This is a genomic window from Photobacterium sp. 270122K (genome assembly GCF_059941365.1).
This window is the reverse complement of record NZ_JBPOEN010000001.1, coordinates 573,136-591,331: the sequence shown is the minus strand read 5'-3', so window position 1 is coordinate 591,331 and position 18,196 is coordinate 573,136. Positions and strand designations below refer to the sequence as shown.

15 protein-coding genes and 1 pseudogene are annotated in these 18,196 nt (G+C 49.3%); 8 read left to right on the top strand and 8 right to left on the bottom strand.

All coding sequences use genetic code 11. The features are described from left to right. Positions 1-112 precede the first annotated feature (112 nt). Positions 113-1,249 (bottom strand): beta-aspartyl-peptidase, encoded by a 1,137-nt coding sequence (gene iadA, locus ACSF8W_RS02650; RefSeq protein ID WP_500844784.1) that lies wholly within the window; start codon positions 1,247-1,249, stop codon positions 113-115. Between the two features lie 291 nt (positions 1,250-1,540). Here iadA and ACSF8W_RS02645 point away from each other — a divergent pair, with 291 nt between their 5' ends. Beyond that, positions 1,541-2,515, top strand: a complete 975-nt coding sequence (locus ACSF8W_RS02645; protein WP_500844783.1) for a LysR family transcriptional regulator — start codon at positions 1,541-1,543, stop codon at positions 2,513-2,515. Between the two features lie 53 nt (positions 2,516-2,568). Next, the gene (gene sigZ / locus ACSF8W_RS02640; protein ID WP_500844994.1) at positions 2,569-3,111 is read left to right on the top strand and encodes an RNA polymerase sigma factor SigZ; all 543 of its coding nucleotides are present in this window, start codon (positions 2,569-2,571) and stop codon (positions 3,109-3,111) included. A 106-nt stretch (positions 3,112-3,217) separates the two neighbouring features. On the opposite strand, the gene ACSF8W_RS02635 is transcribed toward sigZ, so the two are convergent. Further along, a complete protein-coding gene (locus ACSF8W_RS02635) occupies positions 3,218-5,092 on the bottom strand; it encodes a hypothetical protein (protein ID WP_500844781.1) in 1,875 nt (624 codons plus the stop codon). 370 nt (positions 5,093-5,462) lie between these two features. Here ACSF8W_RS02635 and ACSF8W_RS02630 point away from each other — a divergent pair, with 370 nt between their 5' ends. After that, positions 5,463-5,612 (top strand): hypothetical protein, encoded by a 150-nt coding sequence (locus tag ACSF8W_RS02630; RefSeq protein ID WP_500844779.1) that lies wholly within the window; start codon positions 5,463-5,465, stop codon positions 5,610-5,612. A gap of 383 nt (positions 5,613-5,995) precedes the next feature. Here the strand turns inward: ACSF8W_RS02630 and yidA are convergent, their stop codons facing one another. From yidA to ACSF8W_RS02610, 4 genes are all read right to left on the bottom strand, one after another. Then, positions 5,996-6,805 carry a sugar-phosphatase gene (gene yidA / locus ACSF8W_RS02625; protein ID WP_500844777.1) on the bottom strand — a complete coding sequence of 270 codons (810 nt, stop codon included), beginning with the start codon at positions 6,803-6,805 and terminating at the stop codon, positions 5,996-5,998. 153 nt (positions 6,806-6,958) lie between these two features. Further along, a complete protein-coding gene (locus ACSF8W_RS02620) occupies positions 6,959-9,220 on the bottom strand; it encodes an FUSC family protein (RefSeq protein ID WP_500844775.1) in 2,262 nt (753 codons plus the stop codon). After that, on the bottom strand, positions 9,217-10,152 hold the full coding sequence (locus ACSF8W_RS02615) for an HlyD family secretion protein (RefSeq protein WP_500844774.1): 936 nt from the start codon (positions 10,150-10,152) through the stop codon (positions 9,217-9,219). The genes ACSF8W_RS02620 and ACSF8W_RS02615 overlap by 4 nt, the downstream gene beginning before the upstream one ends. A gap of 21 nt (positions 10,153-10,173) precedes the next feature. Beyond that, on the bottom strand, positions 10,174-10,392 hold the full coding sequence (locus tag ACSF8W_RS02610) for a DUF1656 domain-containing protein (protein ID WP_500844772.1): 219 nt from the start codon (positions 10,390-10,392) through the stop codon (positions 10,174-10,176). A 171-nt stretch (positions 10,393-10,563) separates the two neighbouring features. Between ACSF8W_RS02610 and ACSF8W_RS02605 the strand changes: the two genes are divergently transcribed. After that, entirely contained in the window at positions 10,564-11,469 is a 906-nt protein-coding gene (locus ACSF8W_RS02605) for a LysR family transcriptional regulator (protein ID WP_500844771.1), read from the top strand. 23 nt (positions 11,470-11,492) lie between these two features. On the opposite strand, the gene ACSF8W_RS02600 is transcribed toward ACSF8W_RS02605, so the two are convergent. Beyond that, positions 11,493-12,167, bottom strand: coding sequence for a PAS domain-containing protein (locus ACSF8W_RS02600; RefSeq protein WP_500844770.1), 675 nt, complete (start codon positions 12,165-12,167; stop codon positions 11,493-11,495). A gap of 934 nt (positions 12,168-13,101) precedes the next feature. Between ACSF8W_RS02600 and ACSF8W_RS02595 the strand changes: the two are divergent. Then, positions 13,102-13,704: pseudogene (locus ACSF8W_RS02595) on the top strand (murein L,D-transpeptidase catalytic domain family protein); the annotation flags it as partial. 202 nt (positions 13,705-13,906) lie between these two features. Here ACSF8W_RS02595 and ACSF8W_RS02590 read toward each other — a convergent pair. Continuing rightward, positions 13,907-15,058, bottom strand: coding sequence for an iron-containing alcohol dehydrogenase (locus ACSF8W_RS02590; RefSeq protein ID WP_500844768.1), 1,152 nt, complete (start codon positions 15,056-15,058; stop codon positions 13,907-13,909). A gap of 258 nt (positions 15,059-15,316) precedes the next feature. Between ACSF8W_RS02590 and ACSF8W_RS02585 the strand changes: the two genes are divergently transcribed. From ACSF8W_RS02585 to ACSF8W_RS02575, 3 genes are all read left to right on the top strand, one after another. Further along, positions 15,317-16,216, top strand: coding sequence for an AraC family transcriptional regulator (locus ACSF8W_RS02585; protein WP_500844767.1), 900 nt, complete (start codon positions 15,317-15,319; stop codon positions 16,214-16,216). Between the two features lie 168 nt (positions 16,217-16,384). Then, the gene (locus ACSF8W_RS02580; protein WP_500844765.1) at positions 16,385-17,257 is read left to right on the top strand and encodes a hypothetical protein; all 873 of its coding nucleotides are present in this window, start codon (positions 16,385-16,387) and stop codon (positions 17,255-17,257) included. Between the two features lie 281 nt (positions 17,258-17,538). Beyond that, positions 17,539-18,111 (top strand): outer membrane beta-barrel protein, encoded by a 573-nt coding sequence (locus tag ACSF8W_RS02575; RefSeq protein ID WP_500844763.1) that lies wholly within the window; start codon positions 17,539-17,541, stop codon positions 18,109-18,111. The last annotated feature ends 85 nt before the right edge of the window (positions 18,112-18,196 follow it).

The window sequence follows — 18,196 nt, the reverse complement described above, 5'->3', positions numbered from 1 at the left end:
CGCCTAAATAACAAAACCACCGTCATGGTGGTTTTGTTTTATTTGGTGCCAGCATTAAGTTCCTAGTTCCTAGTTCCTAGTTCCGTGGATCTAGGATCTCGCTTCTCAGCTCTTACTCGTAATTCCCCTGCACTAACACCTCGCCGTGCAGCATCATGGTGCGACCGTTCACAATCACGCTGTCGAGGGTGAAGTCATCATTGAAGATACACAGGTCAGCATCCGCGCCTTCGTGCAGGCGGCCTTTCTTGATGCCCAGTGAATCGGCCACGTTGGCGCTCATCATCGCAATTGCGACCTCTGGTTGAATCCCCAAATCAATCATCTTCGGTAGCATCATCAGGTTGCTGTTCACATCAGCGGCGGCCATGCCCACCAGTTTGCCTGTGTCATTAAATTTTGGCAGGCTGCCGTTGCCGTCAGAACTGATGGTAATGCGGCCTGGATTCACATCCGCTTCTAGTGCGTAACGCACCGCTTGTTCCGCCGTTTCAAAGCAGCTGCCGCCAGAGGTGATATCCATGAAACCGCCTTTGCGGGCGAAAGCAAGGGTATCGTTAAACAGGTGTTCGTTACGCGCCACATGGGTTGGTGAGAAATGATGAATAGGCAAGCCCATGCTGAGCAATTCGTTAATTTGTGCAAACGGATCCGCCAAGTCACCCATGTGGATATGCAGTACGCCACGTTTGCCAGACAGCATGCCCGCGATACGAATGTCAGACACAATGCGTGACAGCTCTTCAGTGGTCGGGAACGAACAACGGTGATCCGCCAGCGCAATTTTCACGCCCAATACACACGGTAAGAAGGTGATGTCATCACGAATGCAGCCCGTAAGGGTGCGGGTCGGCACTTCGTACGAGCCCGTGTGCATGAAGGTGTTCAGGCCCTCGACACGCAATCCGGCGGCTTTAGCGTACAAATCGCGCGGTGAGCGAGAGATCCCGTCCGTGCCCATCACGCCAATCGCGGTTGTGGTACCGGCTTCAATCAATTTACGCAGGGTCACTTGCGGCACGCGGCTGGCAAAACCGGCTTCACCACCGCCACCGATGAGGTGAACGTGCTGATCAATCAGCCCCGGGGCGACAATCTTGCCGGTACAGTCGATAGTATTCACATCTTTCAGACCGCTCACTTGCAATGACGGGGCAATTGCCAGAATATTATTCTGACAAAGAAGGATGTCCGACTTGCCAAGTGGCTGTGGGGAATAAAGATCAGCATTTTTAAGTAGGGTAAACATAAGGGCGCTTCCGTTTTCTGTTGTGTAAGCCAAGCAGGGATGAACTGCTGTCCGTTGGCATCTTGTCTGTCTCTTTCTTGAGATTGAGCATACCCCGACAGAAGTGCTGAGTATTTTCCTTTCTGGTGCTGATTTTGAATGAAACTATGCATAAAGATCATGGCATAGAGATCATGGGATAAAAATCATCGCAAAAAGCTCGATGGCATCGAGCTCATTGCATGATGATTATCGACTGCATAGTGAATAGTGTGATTGGGCACCGCGTGTGCCGACAAATGGAAACAAGAGATGGATTTTAAGTGGTTAGAGGATTTCGTGTGTTTGATGGATTTAGGTAGCTTCGGGGCGGCGGCGAAAGCGCGGCACGTGACTCAATCCGCCTTTAGTCGTCGCATTCAGGCCCTTGAACTGTGGGTGGGGGTGCCGCTGTTTGATCGCACGTCGTATCCCATCACCCTGACCGAACCGGGCAAGAAGTTTGCCCCGTATGTGGAAACGCTGTTGTCGCAAGTGTCGGTCACCAAAGCTGACTTTGCCGATGTGTCGCTGCAAAAAGACAACACCGTACGCATTGTCAGTTTGCATTCCTTTGCGGTGAATTTAATGCCGTCCTTCTTTCAGCAGGGGAAGGCGGATTTTGACGGCCTGAATATCGTCATGAACACCTCCATACAAGGGGTGGATAATCATTTTCAGGCGATTTTAGAAAATACCAGCGACATTCTGTTGGCCTATAACATGCAGGCCATGCGTCCTTCGCTATTGATTGAAGACAAATTCGATAAGCTCTTGGTCTTAAAAGAAGACATCATTCCGGTGGCGGCGCCAGCGTTGTTGGCGTCTCATCCTCACAATCAGCCTTTTCCTTATTTGGCCTATTCTGAACAGACGTTTTTGCACAATGTGGTTTTCCCGTTGGTGAAAGAGCGTAAGCAAATGCTCAATCAGGTGTATGAAAGCACGTTAACGGAAGCGGTGATCCAGATGGCGGTGCAAGGACTGGGAGTGGCTTGGGCGCCGCGTTATGCCATGCGTCGAGAATTAGACGAGGGACTCTTAGTGCCGGCGTTCCCGGAGCAAGTGGCGTTGACCGTGCCGTTAGAGATTGTGTGCTACCGCGCCAAAGCGACTAGCCGAGCATCGGTTGAGCAATTCTGGCAGGCGCTACAGCGGGTGGTGGCGCAAGAGGAAGCAAAGCAAAAAGCGGCGGCATCCGCCTGTCTCATGTCGGACGCTGCACCCAACGTTGGTGTTTTGGTATAATAGATGGATTCACCTTCTGTATAGCCAGCATTGATAACGATATGAGCGACACCCTGACCATTGAAGCGATTTGGCCCAAATACCGCACCAGCCTGAAAGCGTTTCTGCATGCTAAAGTGGCGGATCCGGATGATGTGGATGATTTGCTGCAAGATATTTTGATCAAAACCTATCAGTGTTTGGATGAAATCCGTGACAGCAGCAAAGTCAAAGCGTGGATGTTTCAGGTCGCGAACAATGCGATCATTGATTTTTACCGCACCAAAGGCCGCGCGAAAACCTTGTCGGCGGAAGAGTTGTGGTTTGAACAAGATAATCCCAGTGTCCATGAGGAACTCGCCACCTGCTTAATGCCCTTCATGCAGGCGTTACCAGAAGACGAAGCCGAGATGCTGACAGCCATTGATTTGCACGGCCAATCACAAAAAGCCTACGCGCAAGAGAAAGGGATCAGCTATTCCACCCTGAAATCCCGCGTACAAAAGAGCCGAGAAAAAATGAGTGGCTTATTTCAGGAGTGCTGTGAATTGTCGCTAGATACCCGTGGCAATATTATTGATTTTGATAAGCGCGATAAAGGTTGCAAGCTGTGCTGACTGCTTTGCGTTTAAGATAACGAATCATTTTACGACATGAAAAGGGCATCTATCGAGATGCCCTTTTTGTTATTTCTGCCCCGTCCTAGTGTGGGACATGCATTGATTAGTACAAGCTATTGTAGGCACTGAAATCAAAGCCTCTGGCATTGAATGTTTTGCCTTTTTCATTCTCGATGAGCAGTTCTAAACTGTGATCTGGGTTTGCCGTATTTCTTACCAGTAAGTAGTCCTGATATTTTTGACGGAAGTATTCCAGACCATTATTGGGGGTAAAATGGTCAATGAGTTGGTGGTTGTCGTCATACACAAACACAGACGCTGAAGTGAATCGGTTGCGTAGCTTTACCTTAACCGTGAGTGGTTGATCACTTTCTGATGCGCGAATGGCAAAGCGATAAAAAACGCCATTGTCAGCCGCATCCGTGGTGTGAGCGTTTCTGTCGGAAGGGAAAAATGTGGTGACGTTCCCACTGTGACTTTGCTCAGCGAGGGTTTCATTGCCCGTGAAGGCTTTCAGTGGCAGCACAATATGGTTATCTAAGACAGTGAAGGTGAGCTCTTGGAAGGTAGGACGTTGTTCTAAAAGGCAATCCGCAATGTGTGCGGCAGTAAAGTCGTGACAGTTTATGCCACTGAGCGTGTCGATAAAGGGTATGTCTCTATCTAGATCAAAGGTTTGTATCTCATTGAATTGGGAAGATAAAAATTCAATGGAAAAAATAGCAGGGTTGTCGCCATACGCACTGATATCTTGTATGTCGTGGATTTCAGCCAGACAACTCATGTTATGAGAGGGCGTATTGGCTTCATTGATAAAGGCGGCGCGCTGATAATCATGATTGAAGTCAGGGCTTTGCCGCAAGACATCGTTATAACAGGCTTGTTTGCTGTCACTCCACAGGAAGGCGGGGTGAGCACTCTTACTGTCACCCAGATAGTAATGCGTTGTTGTTGCGGTGGGGAGAGGGGAATAGATATATCCGGATACCTCCCACCATGTGCGTAGTGTGAACGCATCACTGGCAATCGATGGGATCAAGCATGATACATCACTGTTATTGAAGGCTTTCAGGCTATAGTGGGTGCCGCCTAATTCACGGCATTGATGTTCACCCAGCAGACGAGGCTCACTGGCGACATAACGCTGCATGGGGGGAATAGGAGCGATACCGGTTGAATCTTCTAAGCTCGGTGGCGTTAATACAATCGTGCCGTCAGTTTGTTCGGTGAGGGTAACGGTTTTATGTTGTGGCTGCCTTGGGTCTTCAGCAATCGGAACCGAATAAAACCCTTCGGTTGTCGCGACCTGCATTTCTGTGTGATCAGACACATAACTATACCAATAGTGTTTTCCGTTCACGGGCACTGAGGATTTTGTCATGGGGTTACCGCCGACGGTGGGTGTGGCGATGAGCTTACCTTGGTCATACAAAATAGGGGAATCCGGCAAGGTGACATAATGCCATTCAGTGTTGGCCAGATAGACAGGGATCGGTGCATTGCTGCGTTTTATCGGTACGGCATGAAGCGTATGGCAACGCGCATCGCCAGCGTCACATTGCGCGCGTTCGACAGAGGTGACGGTGTAATAGCTTTCGCCCACGGCAAACGTGGGGCTGGTTACCGTCACGGTGGCTTGCCCGACAATGTCTAACGTGACCAGTGTTTCCCCATTATCGGAAAAGGATTGCGAAGTCAGTGTGTAGTTTTCGCCGCCGTCAGTGCCTTCATCTACCTCAATAAGATAGGGGTCAGTGCTTAAAAGGTGTTGGTAGCCATTTGCATCGGTTTGCTGCACCAGATTGCGTGCTTGTAGCGCGGCTTTCTGTACCGGATCCGTTGATTGATGGATCAGTTTAATTTGCACCGAAGAGGGGTGAGTTTCATCGTTTTTATCACCGTCCGATGACCCTGAACCACAGGCTGTTAATAACAAACTTGCTGCTGATACGGCCAGCAGTGATTTTATCACTGTCATAGTGTGAACCTCCTTGTAAACCCGGCCTACAGCGGTAACCCATCCAATGATGAACGGGTAAACGACCCAGAGGCAGAGGTGAAAACAGTATTAGGGATAAGCAGCCATGAATGAGCGCAGTCATCATGGGAACGATGGTATGGCAGGAGGCGAAATTACCATGATATCAATGGTTAAAATTTGCGCTGATTATCAGTGCGATAGACATATTTTCTTTCATAGAGAGAGTTCACATAAGCCTTGCTATAGACCTGTCATTCTCATTGATAGATCGTGAGTATGCTATGTGAAAAAGGATGCAGTGAATGTGTGATATAGATGGGCGTAAAATAGGTCTGTGAGAGAGAAAAACAAAGGCATCGTCTACACGATGCCTTTTTTACGTTTTACATGCCTGAAATTGCGCGTGGTTGATACGTTAAACATCTGCCGTGTCGACTCCTTCTTTGTGCAGTCGAATATCCTGACGGGTGCGATGGCAGAACAGTTCGGCACTGCACTCGGCACAGCGGAATTTTAAAAAGTCTTTTTTCAATACCTTATCTAAAAAACTGCGATGAATTTGGATCAGCATAGTTTTCTGTTGACAAGATGGGCAGGTCTCAAATCGCTGCATGGTGTATATATCCCTATATAAAATGACTTTCTCACGATATTGTTTCATATGCTCAAAAGGGATGTGAGTGATTAATGTCTCAATTATTTAGGTAATGAAATGAAAAAAGGCGATCTGTGCATGCTGCGTCGTAAAGTAAACAAGTGAGCAACAGAAAGCTTGAATGAAAGCAATATGGCCCACGAAGTGGCAACATGGAAGGAAAGGAAGGAAGGAAGGGAAGAAGGCCAAGCAACGCGCAACAGGCGGTGACTTGGCCAATGATCATTGTTGTCGCAGGGTGGTGGCTATCGGTTCAGGATGAACTGCTCAATCACTTTCGCCACGCCGTCGTTATCGTTGCTGTCGGTGATGTGATTGGCGATGGCTTTAATGTCGTCGGTGGCATTGCCCATGGCCACGCCTAAACCCGCGTAGGCGATCATATGGTGGTCGTTACCCGCATCACCCATACAAATCACATTTTCTGCACTCAAGCCAAGGTGTTCGGCCAACATCGCGACACCAGTACCCTTGTTGCTGTTTGCGTTCATCAGCTCTAAGAAGAACGGCGCGCTTTGTACCACGGTGTATTGCTCGTACAGAGAGGCAGGCAATTGAGCAATGGCCGCACTCAAGATCTCTGGGTCGGCAATCATCATCACTTTAATGATTTCTTCGTCGTCACTGAGTGTGTTGAAGTCGACTTCAGTAATCGCCACACCATTGATGTCAGATTCGTGCTGGGTGTACGGGTTGTTTTGTGGCGTGATCAAACCGCGTTCTGGGCTGAAGGCATGCACAAAGGTGCCAAAATCATTCGCGAGGCTGGCGATGTTTTTGGCATCACGGCCGGTCATGATTTGTTTGCGGATCACCGTTTTGCTGGCAATGCGTTGTACCAACGAGGCATTGTAGCTCAGGACGTAATCGTCTTCGCCGCGCATATCCAGCTCATCAAGGTATTTCGTCATTCCTTCCAGTGGGCGGCCTGAAGCCAGTACGACGTGGACACCTTGTTCGCGTGCAGCCTGAATCGCTTGTTGGGTGCGAGGAGAAATCGCTTTCTGCGTGTTAAGCAGGGTGCCGTCCATATCAAGGGCAACCAATTTATACATGTGAAAATCCATGGTGAATACTGAGTGGAGCCGACATCTTAATCAATTTTTGTGACTAACTCATCTTTGGATGGCATCGAATGCGGCTATTGGCAGGGAATCGCGAATTTATCGCTCCCTGCCGGTTGCCGATATTGTGTCCGTGCATTGAGATTACAGCGCAAAAGGCGTGCGCTGTAATTCACGTAATGAACAGTTATTTTTTTGCTGATTAAGCGCATCAAATGCATCGACCCACTGTTGAAGGGCGGTCAGCAGTAAGTAATCTTTCTCTGCGTGTGCAGGGGAAAGAGACAGGAATACGATGTCATCGGGTGCATAGCGCCCTAAACGGTTGATCAATGTTGTCAGGCGTTGTTGCAGTACCTCGGGTAGCACGTTATGGGGCACACCATGCGGAAATGACAGCGCCTGTGTCAGCGCATGCAATGTTTGGCGGACCACCCGGTTGATGCCTTGATGTGAGGCCGGACGGGTTGCCGATTCCGCGAGCCAGCCTTGGTAGCTGTCATCAAACGCACGGTAGTGCAGACACACACGGTATGCCTGCGTCAGCAATGTTTGTACTTGTGTCGGATCAACGGCGGGATAGATCGCCGGATTAATACGAGAAAAGGCCATTTCTGCCTGTGCAACGGCCCGTAACGGGATCGGTGTGATAAACGCGTACGGTTGTGATTGACCGCGGGCCAGACGCGCAACGCGCGCCCGCAGCCCTGTACGGAAATAGCGTAATTGGCGCAGAAAAACATGCTCAGCCTGACCGGAAAAAACACCGTGATTCACCATGAAAATAACAAACATGGAAACCCCAATCAGTAGCAGTTGCAACAGTGCTTGTTGAATATCATAGCGTGGGGTGAGTTGCATCGCGCCGTTAGTCATTAACACCAGATGCTGCGCCCCTAGCAAACGCAATAACAGTTGTTGCGGTTGGGAAAAGGTGTACCAGATGACAAAGGTATTAATGAAATAAAACGCCCCAAGCTGCCACACTTCGGTAAACAGCGGCATGATAAACACATACTGCGCCACCATAATTATTGACCAGCCCACCATGGTGATCAGCAAGGAGCGGGCATTAATGAAAGGCAGCGATAAAATCACACTACCGAGAATCGCCCCCAGCAAAACAATCATCGCGCCCCCAGGCATGGGGACGTACAGCCAGAGCGCAATACAAATGCCGATGATCAGGCTGATCTTTAACGCATTGATCGCATTTTCTGGATTGAGCTGCCAGCGTGCTTGTCGGGAAGCTACGCGCGGCACAGTGTTGCGTTTTGCGGTTGCGGATAGCGGCAATACGCGGCGTGAGGCGGTGTCATCTAATGCCTGTTGCAAGGTTGAGACAATGGCACGGTGTAAGGTGTCCATGGTGCTCAGCAAGTGGTTCAACTGCGTCAGGGCGGCATGATGCGGCAGTGATGCAACAGTACCGAGATCCACGGGCACAGGTTGTGGCAGTGCGTCCAGACACGCTGGGGCTGCACACGGTAGTGCGTTATTCGCCGTGTTTTTTGCCGAGACTGACGTTGAGACGGAAGCTGAAAGAGACGAGAGAGATTGCGTCAATAGCGCTTGCGCCCAGTCAGCCCGTTGTTGGGTACGGATGAGAAATTGTTCGGCCAACTGACGGGTCGGCGTATCGCTTTCCAGTGTCGGCAGTACCGGCAGGGTGTCGGCCACATGGCCACACAGCATGGCCCACCGGTTTAGCTGTGCGAGCAGGGCTTGCCAATCTGCGCGTTTTGCATGGATCAGGTAACTGTCGGCAAAGGCTGCCTGCATTAAATCTTCCATGCGGGTCAGGCGCTTGAGGCTTTCGCTCATCGCTGAAGGCGACAACAATGTTCCCTCATCTTCCAGTGTGGTGATAGCGCCGCCCACTAAGGTCGATTGATCGGCAAAGTATTGCGCCAAGGTCGGGTAGAGCACGCGTCGGCTAGACGCTGGCCACATCACACTGAACACGACAGTGAAGCAGAGCACCCCCAAGACGGTTTCTTGCATCCGCAGTACCCCGACCGAAAAGGTCAGATCCGGGTTTAATTTCCCCATCACCAAGATCAATGAGCAGACCATCAGACTGATGCTCCAGACATAACCGTGGTGTGGGTTGGTCTGAAGGTACACACAGCCAGCGGCAAAGGCGGTATAGCTGAGCAGTAACCAGATGGGTTGTTGTGGAAATAAACCGGCGAGCAGAAAGGCCATCGCGACCCCGAAGACAGTACCGAGCACACGGTGGCGACCTTTTCGAAGCGAATGGCCAGCCGTTTCGGTTGCGGCCATCACAATCACGGCAAACGCCGCCCAGTATGGTCGCTCCCAGCCCAACCACAGGGCACTGACAATGGCGACAGACAGTGCGGTGGCGACTTTAAGGGGTAAGCGTGCGCGTTGGCTTATCATGAGTCCGCCTGTACGCGGGCAATAAGGTCGTGAATCGCTGCGCTAAAGGTATGTGGCGTCGCCGCTGACGGGGCTTTATGGATCATGATGGAAGCGGTGGCCCCTACGCGTAGCTGAATGCCTTCTGGCACCTTGTCTAGCGTGAGACGTACCGGAATACGTTGGGCCAAGCGGATCCACTGAAAGGTGGGATTCACATTAGGCAAAAGGGAAACGCCGGTGCTGCCATCGGTTTTCGCAATACCGTAGCCAATGCTGTCAACGTGTGCCGCCAGGGGCTGATCCGGATAGGCCATGAACGTGACATGAGCGCGCGTACCGGCAGTGACGTCATGAATGTCTGTTTCTTTGAAAAAACCTTCAATCCAGAAGCTGTGAGCATCCACAAGGGCAACCATAGGTTGATTCGCCACCGCCTGACTGCCGACCCGTAAGGTCAAGTTGGTAATAAAGCCGTCTACGGGGGCGGTAACGGTGGTAAAGCTGAGGTTGAGTTCGGCTTCCTTCAGTGCGGCTTCTGCCACCATGACCCCGGCGCGGGCTGAGGCGACAGCAGTGTGCAGTTGATTGAGGGTTTGCAGTGGGATCGACCCTGGTTGACGGCGAGCCAAAGACTGGCCGCGAAGGGCTTCATCCTCGGCTTTTTGCTGTTGCGCGCGGGCTTGCGCCAAGCTTGCTTTCGCCTTGGCGACCATCGCTTCGTAGGTGCGCGGGTCAATTTTAAACAGCACATCGTCGGCGTTCACGGCCATGTTGTCATGCATGGGCATGGCCACAATCGGGCCAGTCACACGCGGGGTGATTTGCACGATCTGCGCGCGGATTTGGCCGTCACGGGTCCAAGGGTTCTCAAGGTATTGTTGGTACTTCCAGCCTATCGCACCCAGTGCGGCGGCCACAAACAGCAAGGTGAGCGTAAAACGTTTGATCACAAAAAGGCGCTCCGAAAAGGATTAAGACGGAAAAAAGACGGTGCCAATAAACACGGTGTAAATAATGGTGAGCGACAGCTCGACCAACGGCGGGCTGACAATGTGGCGAAACCAACGAAAGCGGTTAAGCAGGCGTACACTCAACGAGGTACAAATCAGCCCAAGCAGGGCGGCGACCAATAACGGAGGCAGGTAAATATCGCCGATGGCAATTTCTTTGGGGATCGCGGCGAGTGGCATGAGGGTTCTCGTTATACACGCAGACAAGCGCATGGGGTGAAAAGGAAAGTGTGATCTTAATCACCTTGATATGGCGGATAAAGATGCGCACAGGGAATACACTCGAAACTCAAGGTTTCGAATGTGCTACGCTACTCCTCGCTCAGTGTTGATAATGAAAGCGGGTATGAGATGGACAGATTAACCAGTATTGAGATTTTTGTGCGGGCGGTCGCGTTGGGTTCCTTTGCGGCTGTCGCCGAAGAGCGGGGGATCAGTGCGCAAATGGTCGGTAAGCATGTGCGCGGGCTAGAGGCGGATGTGGGGGCGACGTTATTGGCGAAATCAACCCGCTTTCAGGCGCTGACCGCTGCCGGTGAGCAGTATCATGCGCGTTGCTTGGTGGTGTTGGCCGAATTGAAAGCCGCACAGGAAGATATTTATACCCACCTCAACGAGCCGTGTGGGCGATTGAAGATGGCATGCGGCGTGAATGTGGGGATCTCGGCACTGGCGCCCGTGTTGGCGCATTTTCAGCAACGCTACCCGCAACTAGAGATTGATCTGACACTGGATAACAGCCCGCCGGACGTGAAAAAGGAAAGCTACGATGTGATTTTCCGGGAGCGGGTGGAAGGCTATGAGTATTTGGTGGCGACCAAGTTGTGCAGTTACCCCATGGTGTTGTGCGCTACGCCGGACTATTTACAGCACGCTGGCATGCCACAGCGGCCCGAGGATTTGATGCACCACCAGTGTTTGCAGAGCCAATCGCCTTTAACGTTACAGCATTGGCGATTTTGGTCACCGGACGGGTACATTACTCCGCCGGTCTCTTCGCGGCTGACGATGAACAGTGGTCAAGCGTTACTGGCAGCAGCCCTTGAAGGCAGCGGTATTACCTTACAGCCGATGTTTCAGGTGGCGGGAGCGTTGAAAAACGGTGAGCTGGTGGCGTTGTTGCCGGCGTATCCGGTGCCGGAAGTGGATCTATACATGCTCTATAAACCGTCGATCCGCCACACGGCGCGTCTTACGTTATTGTTGGAATATTTGCGTCAAGCCATTCGAGACGTGCAGCATGAAGTAGGAGTGTGAAGCATACAGAAGGTGTTGCCGGTTTATAAAACCGGCAAGGTATTCACGATGACAGACGTAGGGGTTTTCAGTAGTTGCTCAGGAAACAACGTGAGCCAGCCATTGCCACGGGCGAATTCCACCAATGAAGCACGATTGGTGACGCCGTAGTGAGAAAAGCGTGCAATAAGGTTGGCAATTTGTTTTTCTACCGCTTTGGGTGTGCGGTGGATCAATTGGGCGATTTGCTTGGTTTGTCGGCCCCTTAGTAGCCAAAAAAGCACGATTTCTTGCGCTGCGGTAAGTGGAAGCGCATTGGGTTCGACCGCCATGGGTACAAATGGGTGCGTGGTGTTTAATGCAATCACTTCTGCGAAAGTCGCTAAGCGAACCATTGATTTTAAATTAACAGCCTGAAACTGAGTTCCCCATGTCTCACCGTTAATGATAACGGGACGTTTGCTGAAAGAATAAATATCGTGACCATGCGCATAATTGTGTATATCAATGGTGGTCACGGTTTTGTTTTTTGCCATCGCTTGTTGGTCTTGCTTAACAAACTCAGCGGCAAACTGTGCTGTATCACATGGCAGCTCACCATCCGTTAAACCTGCGATATCGTCAGGGGCGTTTACCAGTCTTCGGAAAGCCTCGTTCGCATAGGCGAAATACCCATCTTTAGACTTCAGGCCAGCAGGGGTGGGGACGGTCTCTAGCATGTGAATAAGGACAGAGAGATATGTATTTTCGTCTATTTTCACTGTTCTATTTTATCAACTTGGGATTAAAAGAAAGTAGGGGAAATACCCACTTTTTTGATTAAGTGGATGTCATAACAGGACAAATAGGCCTACGTACGTACAGCTTGGTATCCTTGTTGATGTAAAAAAGAGCAGTGTTACAAACGTTCAAAAGTAGATGATTGTGCTATGCAGTATAAATACCATAGAAGAATTTTCTCTGTCATTCATTTTGGCGAGATCTCTGTCAAATTACTGTCAATTTAATAAGCGCAATCGTTCACTCCTTTTATGTCTTCCCATTCTGATGTGTTCATATAGATATATTTTAAATGTACATTTAAATCGTTCACGCAGGATGAAAAGCGCACCATTTCAGCACAGCATAATAATTCAATAATTAGCTTCTAATACAAAAAGAAAATGGGTATCAATGTTGTTATGCACTTGATTTAATAAAAATATCAATAACTGTCTCGAACAAATATATGAATAAATAAATATAAAGAAAGTCAGATATAAAAGGGTAACCTTACTACCCATGTTCATTAATGGAGTAATGTCGAACAATCGACCAAAACGATGAGATGAAATCGTGTTTAGTATCACATTTTTGCTTGTGTGAAATTGTCATATTTTTATATATAAACACCGCTGACTGAGCGAATATTTTTGCTGTATCAGATTTCTCTATTTCGTCTTAATAATAAGATTTTGTCTCAAGCCATGACTTGAGTGCTTGTCTTTGCGGGTTTTTATTGGAAAGTGATCTGTCGCGAGTGCTGAGTAAAACGTGAAAATGGCTTGGAAACGACAGGTGAGCAGGGGAGGGGGCGGCAGGAAGGTGGTTTGTTGTTATGCTTTAAAGCATGCCTAAACCATAAAGAAATGATAGAGCGAGCAAAAAACTATGATGAAAAAGTTGTGCTGCCTGTTGTTCATTCCTTTGTCTGTGATGGCCTCGCCCGACAAGTACGCGGATCGCCTCGCGAAAGAGGTGTATCAAGCAGCGGATCTGGCCAATGTAATGGCTTTTGATTTGTTCCGCGATGGCGTGATAGCCTACATGAACGAAGCCATTGGCGCGAACCCCAACTTGGTGATTATTGATTACAGTCGTCCTTCTCACCAGCGTCGTTTCTATGTGATTAATTTACAGGACAAAAAGCTGCTGCATCACACCTATACCACGCACGGTGTCGCCAGCGGAATGGCCTTTGCTGAGCAATTTTCCAATATTCCCCAATCTAAGCAAACGTCTTTAGGCATTTTTAAAACGGCTGAAACCTATCAGGGTAAATTTGGTTATTCACTGCGTTTAGATGGGTTATCGGCGGGGGTGAATGACAACGCCCGGCGGCGGCATATTGTGATCCACGGGGCGGAGTATGCCTCACCGGCGTTTTTAGCCAAACATCGGTACATCGGTTGGAGCTGGGGGTGTCCGGCTTTACCGCCCGAAGAAAACCGGCAGATCATTGATGCCATTAAAGGAGGCAGCGTGGTGTTCGCGGCCTACAGCGGACGCGCGGTGGCGGATGTTAGCCGAGAATCTTTATTGCATGTGGCGCAGCAAAGCGCACAGAGATCCGTTTATGAATCGGCGACATTTGAAGAAGAGGGGATTGCGGTGAATCGTGGCGGTACGCGGTATGTTGAGGAGAAAAACCGCCCCTCTTTGCACATCAAGTGAAGGGAGAGGCGGTAGGACGGATGACTTAGCGTGCGGTTTCCAAAATACGGCGGCTTTCAGCCAGCGTGATCTTACCGTGCTCGCCCAGTGCAGCCATGCCATTTTGTTCTAGGCTAGCAACAATCACATCGATATCGTTATCACCCAGTTCTACATCGCTCAGGGCAGTGGGTACTTCCATCTGTTTAAAGAAGGCAATCGTAGCCGCAATTGCCGCATCGATACGCTCGTTTGTCGTGCCTTCCGTAATACCGAAGATACGCGCGCCGTATTGCAGTAGTTTCTCAGCTTTGTCTTCACGACGTGCTTGCATCACCGCTGGCAGTACAATACTCAGGGTGCGAGCGTGGTCGATACCGTAGTGGCCCGTCAGTTCGTGACCAATCATGTGCGTGGTCCAGTCTTGTGGGACACCCACACCGATCAAGCCGTTCAGTGCCTGAGTGGCCGTCCACATGATATTGGCACGTACGTCCAAATCGTTGGGTGTTGCCAGCGCTTTCGGGCCTTCTTCAATCAGGTTCAGTAGCAGGCCTTCGGCAAAACGATCTTGCACTTTGGCGTTCACTGGGAAGGTCAGGTACTGCTCCATCACGTGTACGTACGCATCCACGACACCGTTAGCCACCTGACGTGGTGACAGGCTTAGCGTGGTGCTTGGATCCAACACTGCAAATTGTGGTTGTACATGTGGGGTCATGAATGCCAGCTTAGTGGTGCCGCGTGAAACAACCGCACCCATGTTGCTTTCTGAGCCCGTTGCTGGCAGCGTCAGTACACAGGCCAATGGTAGCGCACGAGTAACTGTTTTTTGCTGAGACAGAATGTGCCACGGATCGTCGCCTTCATAAGCTGCCGCTGCCGCAATGAACTTGGTGCCGTCAACCACTGAGCCGCCACCGACCGCCAGCAGGTAATCAAAGCCTTCTGCTTTAATCATTTCTACCGCTTTCATCAGGGTATCGTACTGTGGGTTTGGTTCAATGCCAGCAAACTCACCCCAGTTATGACCGCTTAGTGCTTGTGCGACTTGTTCGTACACACCGTTACTCTTGATCGAGCCGCCGCCGTACAGCACCAGTACTTTTTTCTCTTTCGGGATGTCGTTGGCAATCGCAGCGATTTGACCTTCGCCGAAATGAATGCGTGTTGGGTTGTGGTAAGTAAACGTGTCCATGAAACATCTCCAGTGAAAAGGGCATGCCAATAGTATCGACAGCCTTATTGTTATCTCTGTTAAGCAGTGTAAGCCAGTGTGCGGAAAAAGGGCATGCTCATTTCTCTCTATTGCTTGCCTATTTCTACTTAATTGTTCTATTTAACACTATGTGGTGGATGCGGGATGCACTGACGATTGCATCTGAACAGATGATTTCGTATTGTCCCAATCAGACAGGTGATTTGATCACAAAACGGTAAGACAGGGGAAAAGTGGATGGCATTATCTCGTCAGGCGTACGGTGAAACATTGTGTGAATATTACGGGTTGCAACACGGATCCGGCATTGTCGACACTGACTTACCCGGTGTGCGTCTGTTTCGTATCGAGCAATACCATAAGATGACGCCACAAATGTACCAGCAAGGTGTGGTGGTGATTTTACAAGGCAATAAGATTGGACATTTGAACGAATACCAATTTCGTTATGATGAAGAACATTGCCTAATCGTGGCAACGCCATACCCCATTGCTTGTGAGACGTTTGCCTCGAAAGAAGCCCCGCTGATTGGGTTGGATATCGACTTTGATTTGACCATTATCCAAGAGCTGGTGGATGCGGTAGAGCAACACGGTGTGGCCGATTTGCCTTGGTCACAAGATTCACACCGTGGTGTGGCCGTCACGGCAATCACCCCGTCGATTGCGGAAGGGATCTGCCGCTTGTTAGCCTGCATGTTGGATCCATTGGATGCCAACGTGTTGGGCACTCAGCGCATGCGCGAGTTTTACTACCAGTTACTTAAAAGCGAACAAGGTCATGTGTTGGCACAATATTGTAAACAGGACAGCGCACTGGCGCGGGTAGCAAAAGTGATTAATCACGTGCAGGTGAACTTTGCCGATAAACTGACAATCAACGAACTGGCTGACATGGCTGGCATGAGTGTGTCAGCTTTCCACCGTGCCTTTAAGCATGTGGTGACCGATCCGCCTTTGCAATACATCAAAAAGATCCGCCTCAACAAAGCCAAAACCTTGATGTCTCAAGAAGGGCTACCCGCCAGTGTAGCTGCGGTAAAAGTTGGCTATGAAAGCCCGACCCAGTTTAGCCGTGAATTTAAGCGTTACTTCGGGTTACCCCCAAGCAAAGCGGCAGAAATTGGGTATGTGTGAGGTGCACTTGTTACCGATAGATAAACAATCAATAGAAATGCTACCCATTTACTAACAAAGTACATATTTACAATATGTTACATAAAAAGTGCGGCGAGCATAAAGAGCAATTGTTCCAATACAGCGTTCTATTTACAATCAGCCGATTTTTCTTAAATGGATTGTAAGATGCTGAATGTAGATAATTTTAAAAAGATACTTGTTGCTCTGTCGATGGCGGTGCTTGCTGGGTGTGGTGGTAGTGACGGCGATGATGAAAAAAGCAGTGGCTACACGAACGAGCAGGTGGCGAGTGCAGTAAAATGTACGAACCAAGCCGAAGGTGGATTATGTGAAAATAATATGCAGGGAGAAACGTGGGATGTCGCTGACTCTACAGAAGAGTGCAGTTTTGGCATTTACTGTTTTGAAGACGGCCATGATGTACCTGAAACCCCTGCATTAACTCGATTCCCGGAAGGACATCTGATCCCGGTTTATTTTCGAGAAAAGGAAGACCAGCGCTTCATTAACTCAATGAACCACATTGAGAGTCTGGTTGGTTATACGATGTTTGACCGTAAAGGCGTTGTGACGATTGATATGTCTGATCCAAGTAATATCGATCTTGCGCACCTAGATACCAAGTGGGGTCTGATCCTCAGTCAAGGCACATCAGCAGGAGACATGAGTGGCAGTGGATATTGTAGTCTGGGCAATGTGGCTATCGGACCGTATGTCACGACTCCAGGATCCTATATCGTTTCTACAGACTACGGCATCAAATATCCAGCTAAGGAATGGGGTCGTGATGGTAAATTCACATGGGTGAATCTGGATAGTCTACAGGGCGCCAATGATGGGAAAATCACTTGTAATGGAACGGCACCGCAAGATGTTGCCACCCACGAGTTCGCTCACGCACTAGGCATGCAAAACCACTTTAGTGGGTTCGGATTTGATGGTGCATGGGGTAAAAACGCTGAGCGTGTTTTGAAGACGATGTACAGCGGTCAAAACCCACAAGGGCAACCTTTTGATAATTTGTTTATCGAAGACTAATTGATAAAAGTGCGCCTCCCAATGGGAGGCGCACTTTTTTATAGATGATATCCCTAAGCATCTTGAGGTAACTTGGGTATATATCTTCATCCCCATTGCAAAATAATACCCCGCTCTCACCAAACACATTTATTTACCTTCATTAATAAAAATTTACATATAAAACACTGTTTTATATTTTCAGGTCTCATTCAGTTTCAACATGTTAAGTTTATTCCATCAAACAGCCACGGCAACGTGGGGATAAATATAAATTACATCACAATAGTGAGGATGCATTTATGAAAAAGTACGCTGTAGTATCAACCGTTATTATTTCCGCCCTTTCTGCTACGCCTGCTCTTGCAAATAATGCCGATTGGTTCATCGGTGGTGGTATTGGTTATCAAAATGATGCCGTGAAACAAGACTTCGGTGTGGCTGACTCCTCGAAAAATGCCGAAGACATGACGTACCAATTGCGCGGTGGTGTTATTTTACAGGATCAGCACCGATTAATGGGGACATACAGCTATTTCAGCGATGATGTGAATGGGTTACTGGGCGAGCGGAAGATGACCCAGAACATGTTCCTAGCGTCTTACGATTACCTTATCCCTGTGCATCAACACATTAACCTGTTTGCGGGTGTGTCTGCCGGTTTTGCCGATAACACCATAAAGAACAAAACCAGTGGCGTAGAGGTGGATTCGACGGATTTTGTTTGGGGTGGCCAAGTGGGCGCGCAGTATAAGATTGATCAGAACTGGTCGACAGACCTCACTTACCGCATTTTAGACCAAGATTACGATAAATTCGGCAGCGAAGTGGATTATACCCAGCAAGTGGTGTGGTCAGTGGATTATCGTTTCTAGTTTCTAGTTTCTAGTTTCTAGTTTCTAGTTTCTAGTTTCGCCTTTTAATTAATGTTTCATCATGAGTTCTACGTTGTCCGTTTTT

Excerpts from the sequence above, each read along its gene's own strand:
- yidA (WP_500844777.1), bottom strand. The coding sequence starts at position 6,805 with ATGTATAAATTGGTTGCCCTTGATATGGACGGCACCCTGCTTAACACG.
- ACSF8W_RS02580 (WP_500844765.1), top strand. The coding sequence starts at position 16,385 with ATGCTGAATGTAGATAATTTTAAAAAGATACTTGTTGCTCTGTCGATG.
- ACSF8W_RS02605 (WP_500844771.1), top strand. The coding sequence starts at position 10,564 with ATGGACAGATTAACCAGTATTGAGATTTTTGTGCGGGCGGTCGCGTTG.
- iadA (WP_500844784.1), bottom strand. The coding sequence starts at position 1,249 with ATGTTTACCCTACTTAAAAATGCTGATCTTTATTCCCCACAGCCACTT.
- ACSF8W_RS02585 (WP_500844767.1), top strand. The coding sequence starts at position 15,317 with ATGGCATTATCTCGTCAGGCGTACGGTGAAACATTGTGTGAATATTAC.
- ACSF8W_RS02645 (WP_500844783.1), top strand. The coding sequence starts at position 1,541 with ATGGATTTTAAGTGGTTAGAGGATTTCGTGTGTTTGATGGATTTAGGT.
- ACSF8W_RS02590 (WP_500844768.1), bottom strand. The coding sequence starts at position 15,058 with ATGGACACGTTTACTTACCACAACCCAACACGCATTCATTTCGGCGAA.
- ACSF8W_RS02610 (WP_500844772.1), bottom strand. The coding sequence starts at position 10,392 with ATGCCACTCGCCGCGATCCCCAAAGAAATTGCCATCGGCGATATTTAC.
- ACSF8W_RS02630 (WP_500844779.1), top strand. The coding sequence starts at position 5,463 with ATGCCTTTTTTACGTTTTACATGCCTGAAATTGCGCGTGGTTGATACG.
- ACSF8W_RS02635 (WP_500844781.1), bottom strand. The coding sequence starts at position 5,092 with ATGACAGTGATAAAATCACTGCTGGCCGTATCAGCAGCAAGTTTGTTA.
- ACSF8W_RS02620 (WP_500844775.1), bottom strand. The coding sequence starts at position 9,220 with ATGATAAGCCAACGCGCACGCTTACCCCTTAAAGTCGCCACCGCACTG.
- ACSF8W_RS02600 (WP_500844770.1), bottom strand. The coding sequence starts at position 12,167 with ATGCTAGAGACCGTCCCCACCCCTGCTGGCCTGAAGTCTAAAGATGGG.
- ACSF8W_RS02575 (WP_500844763.1), top strand. The coding sequence starts at position 17,539 with ATGAAAAAGTACGCTGTAGTATCAACCGTTATTATTTCCGCCCTTTCT.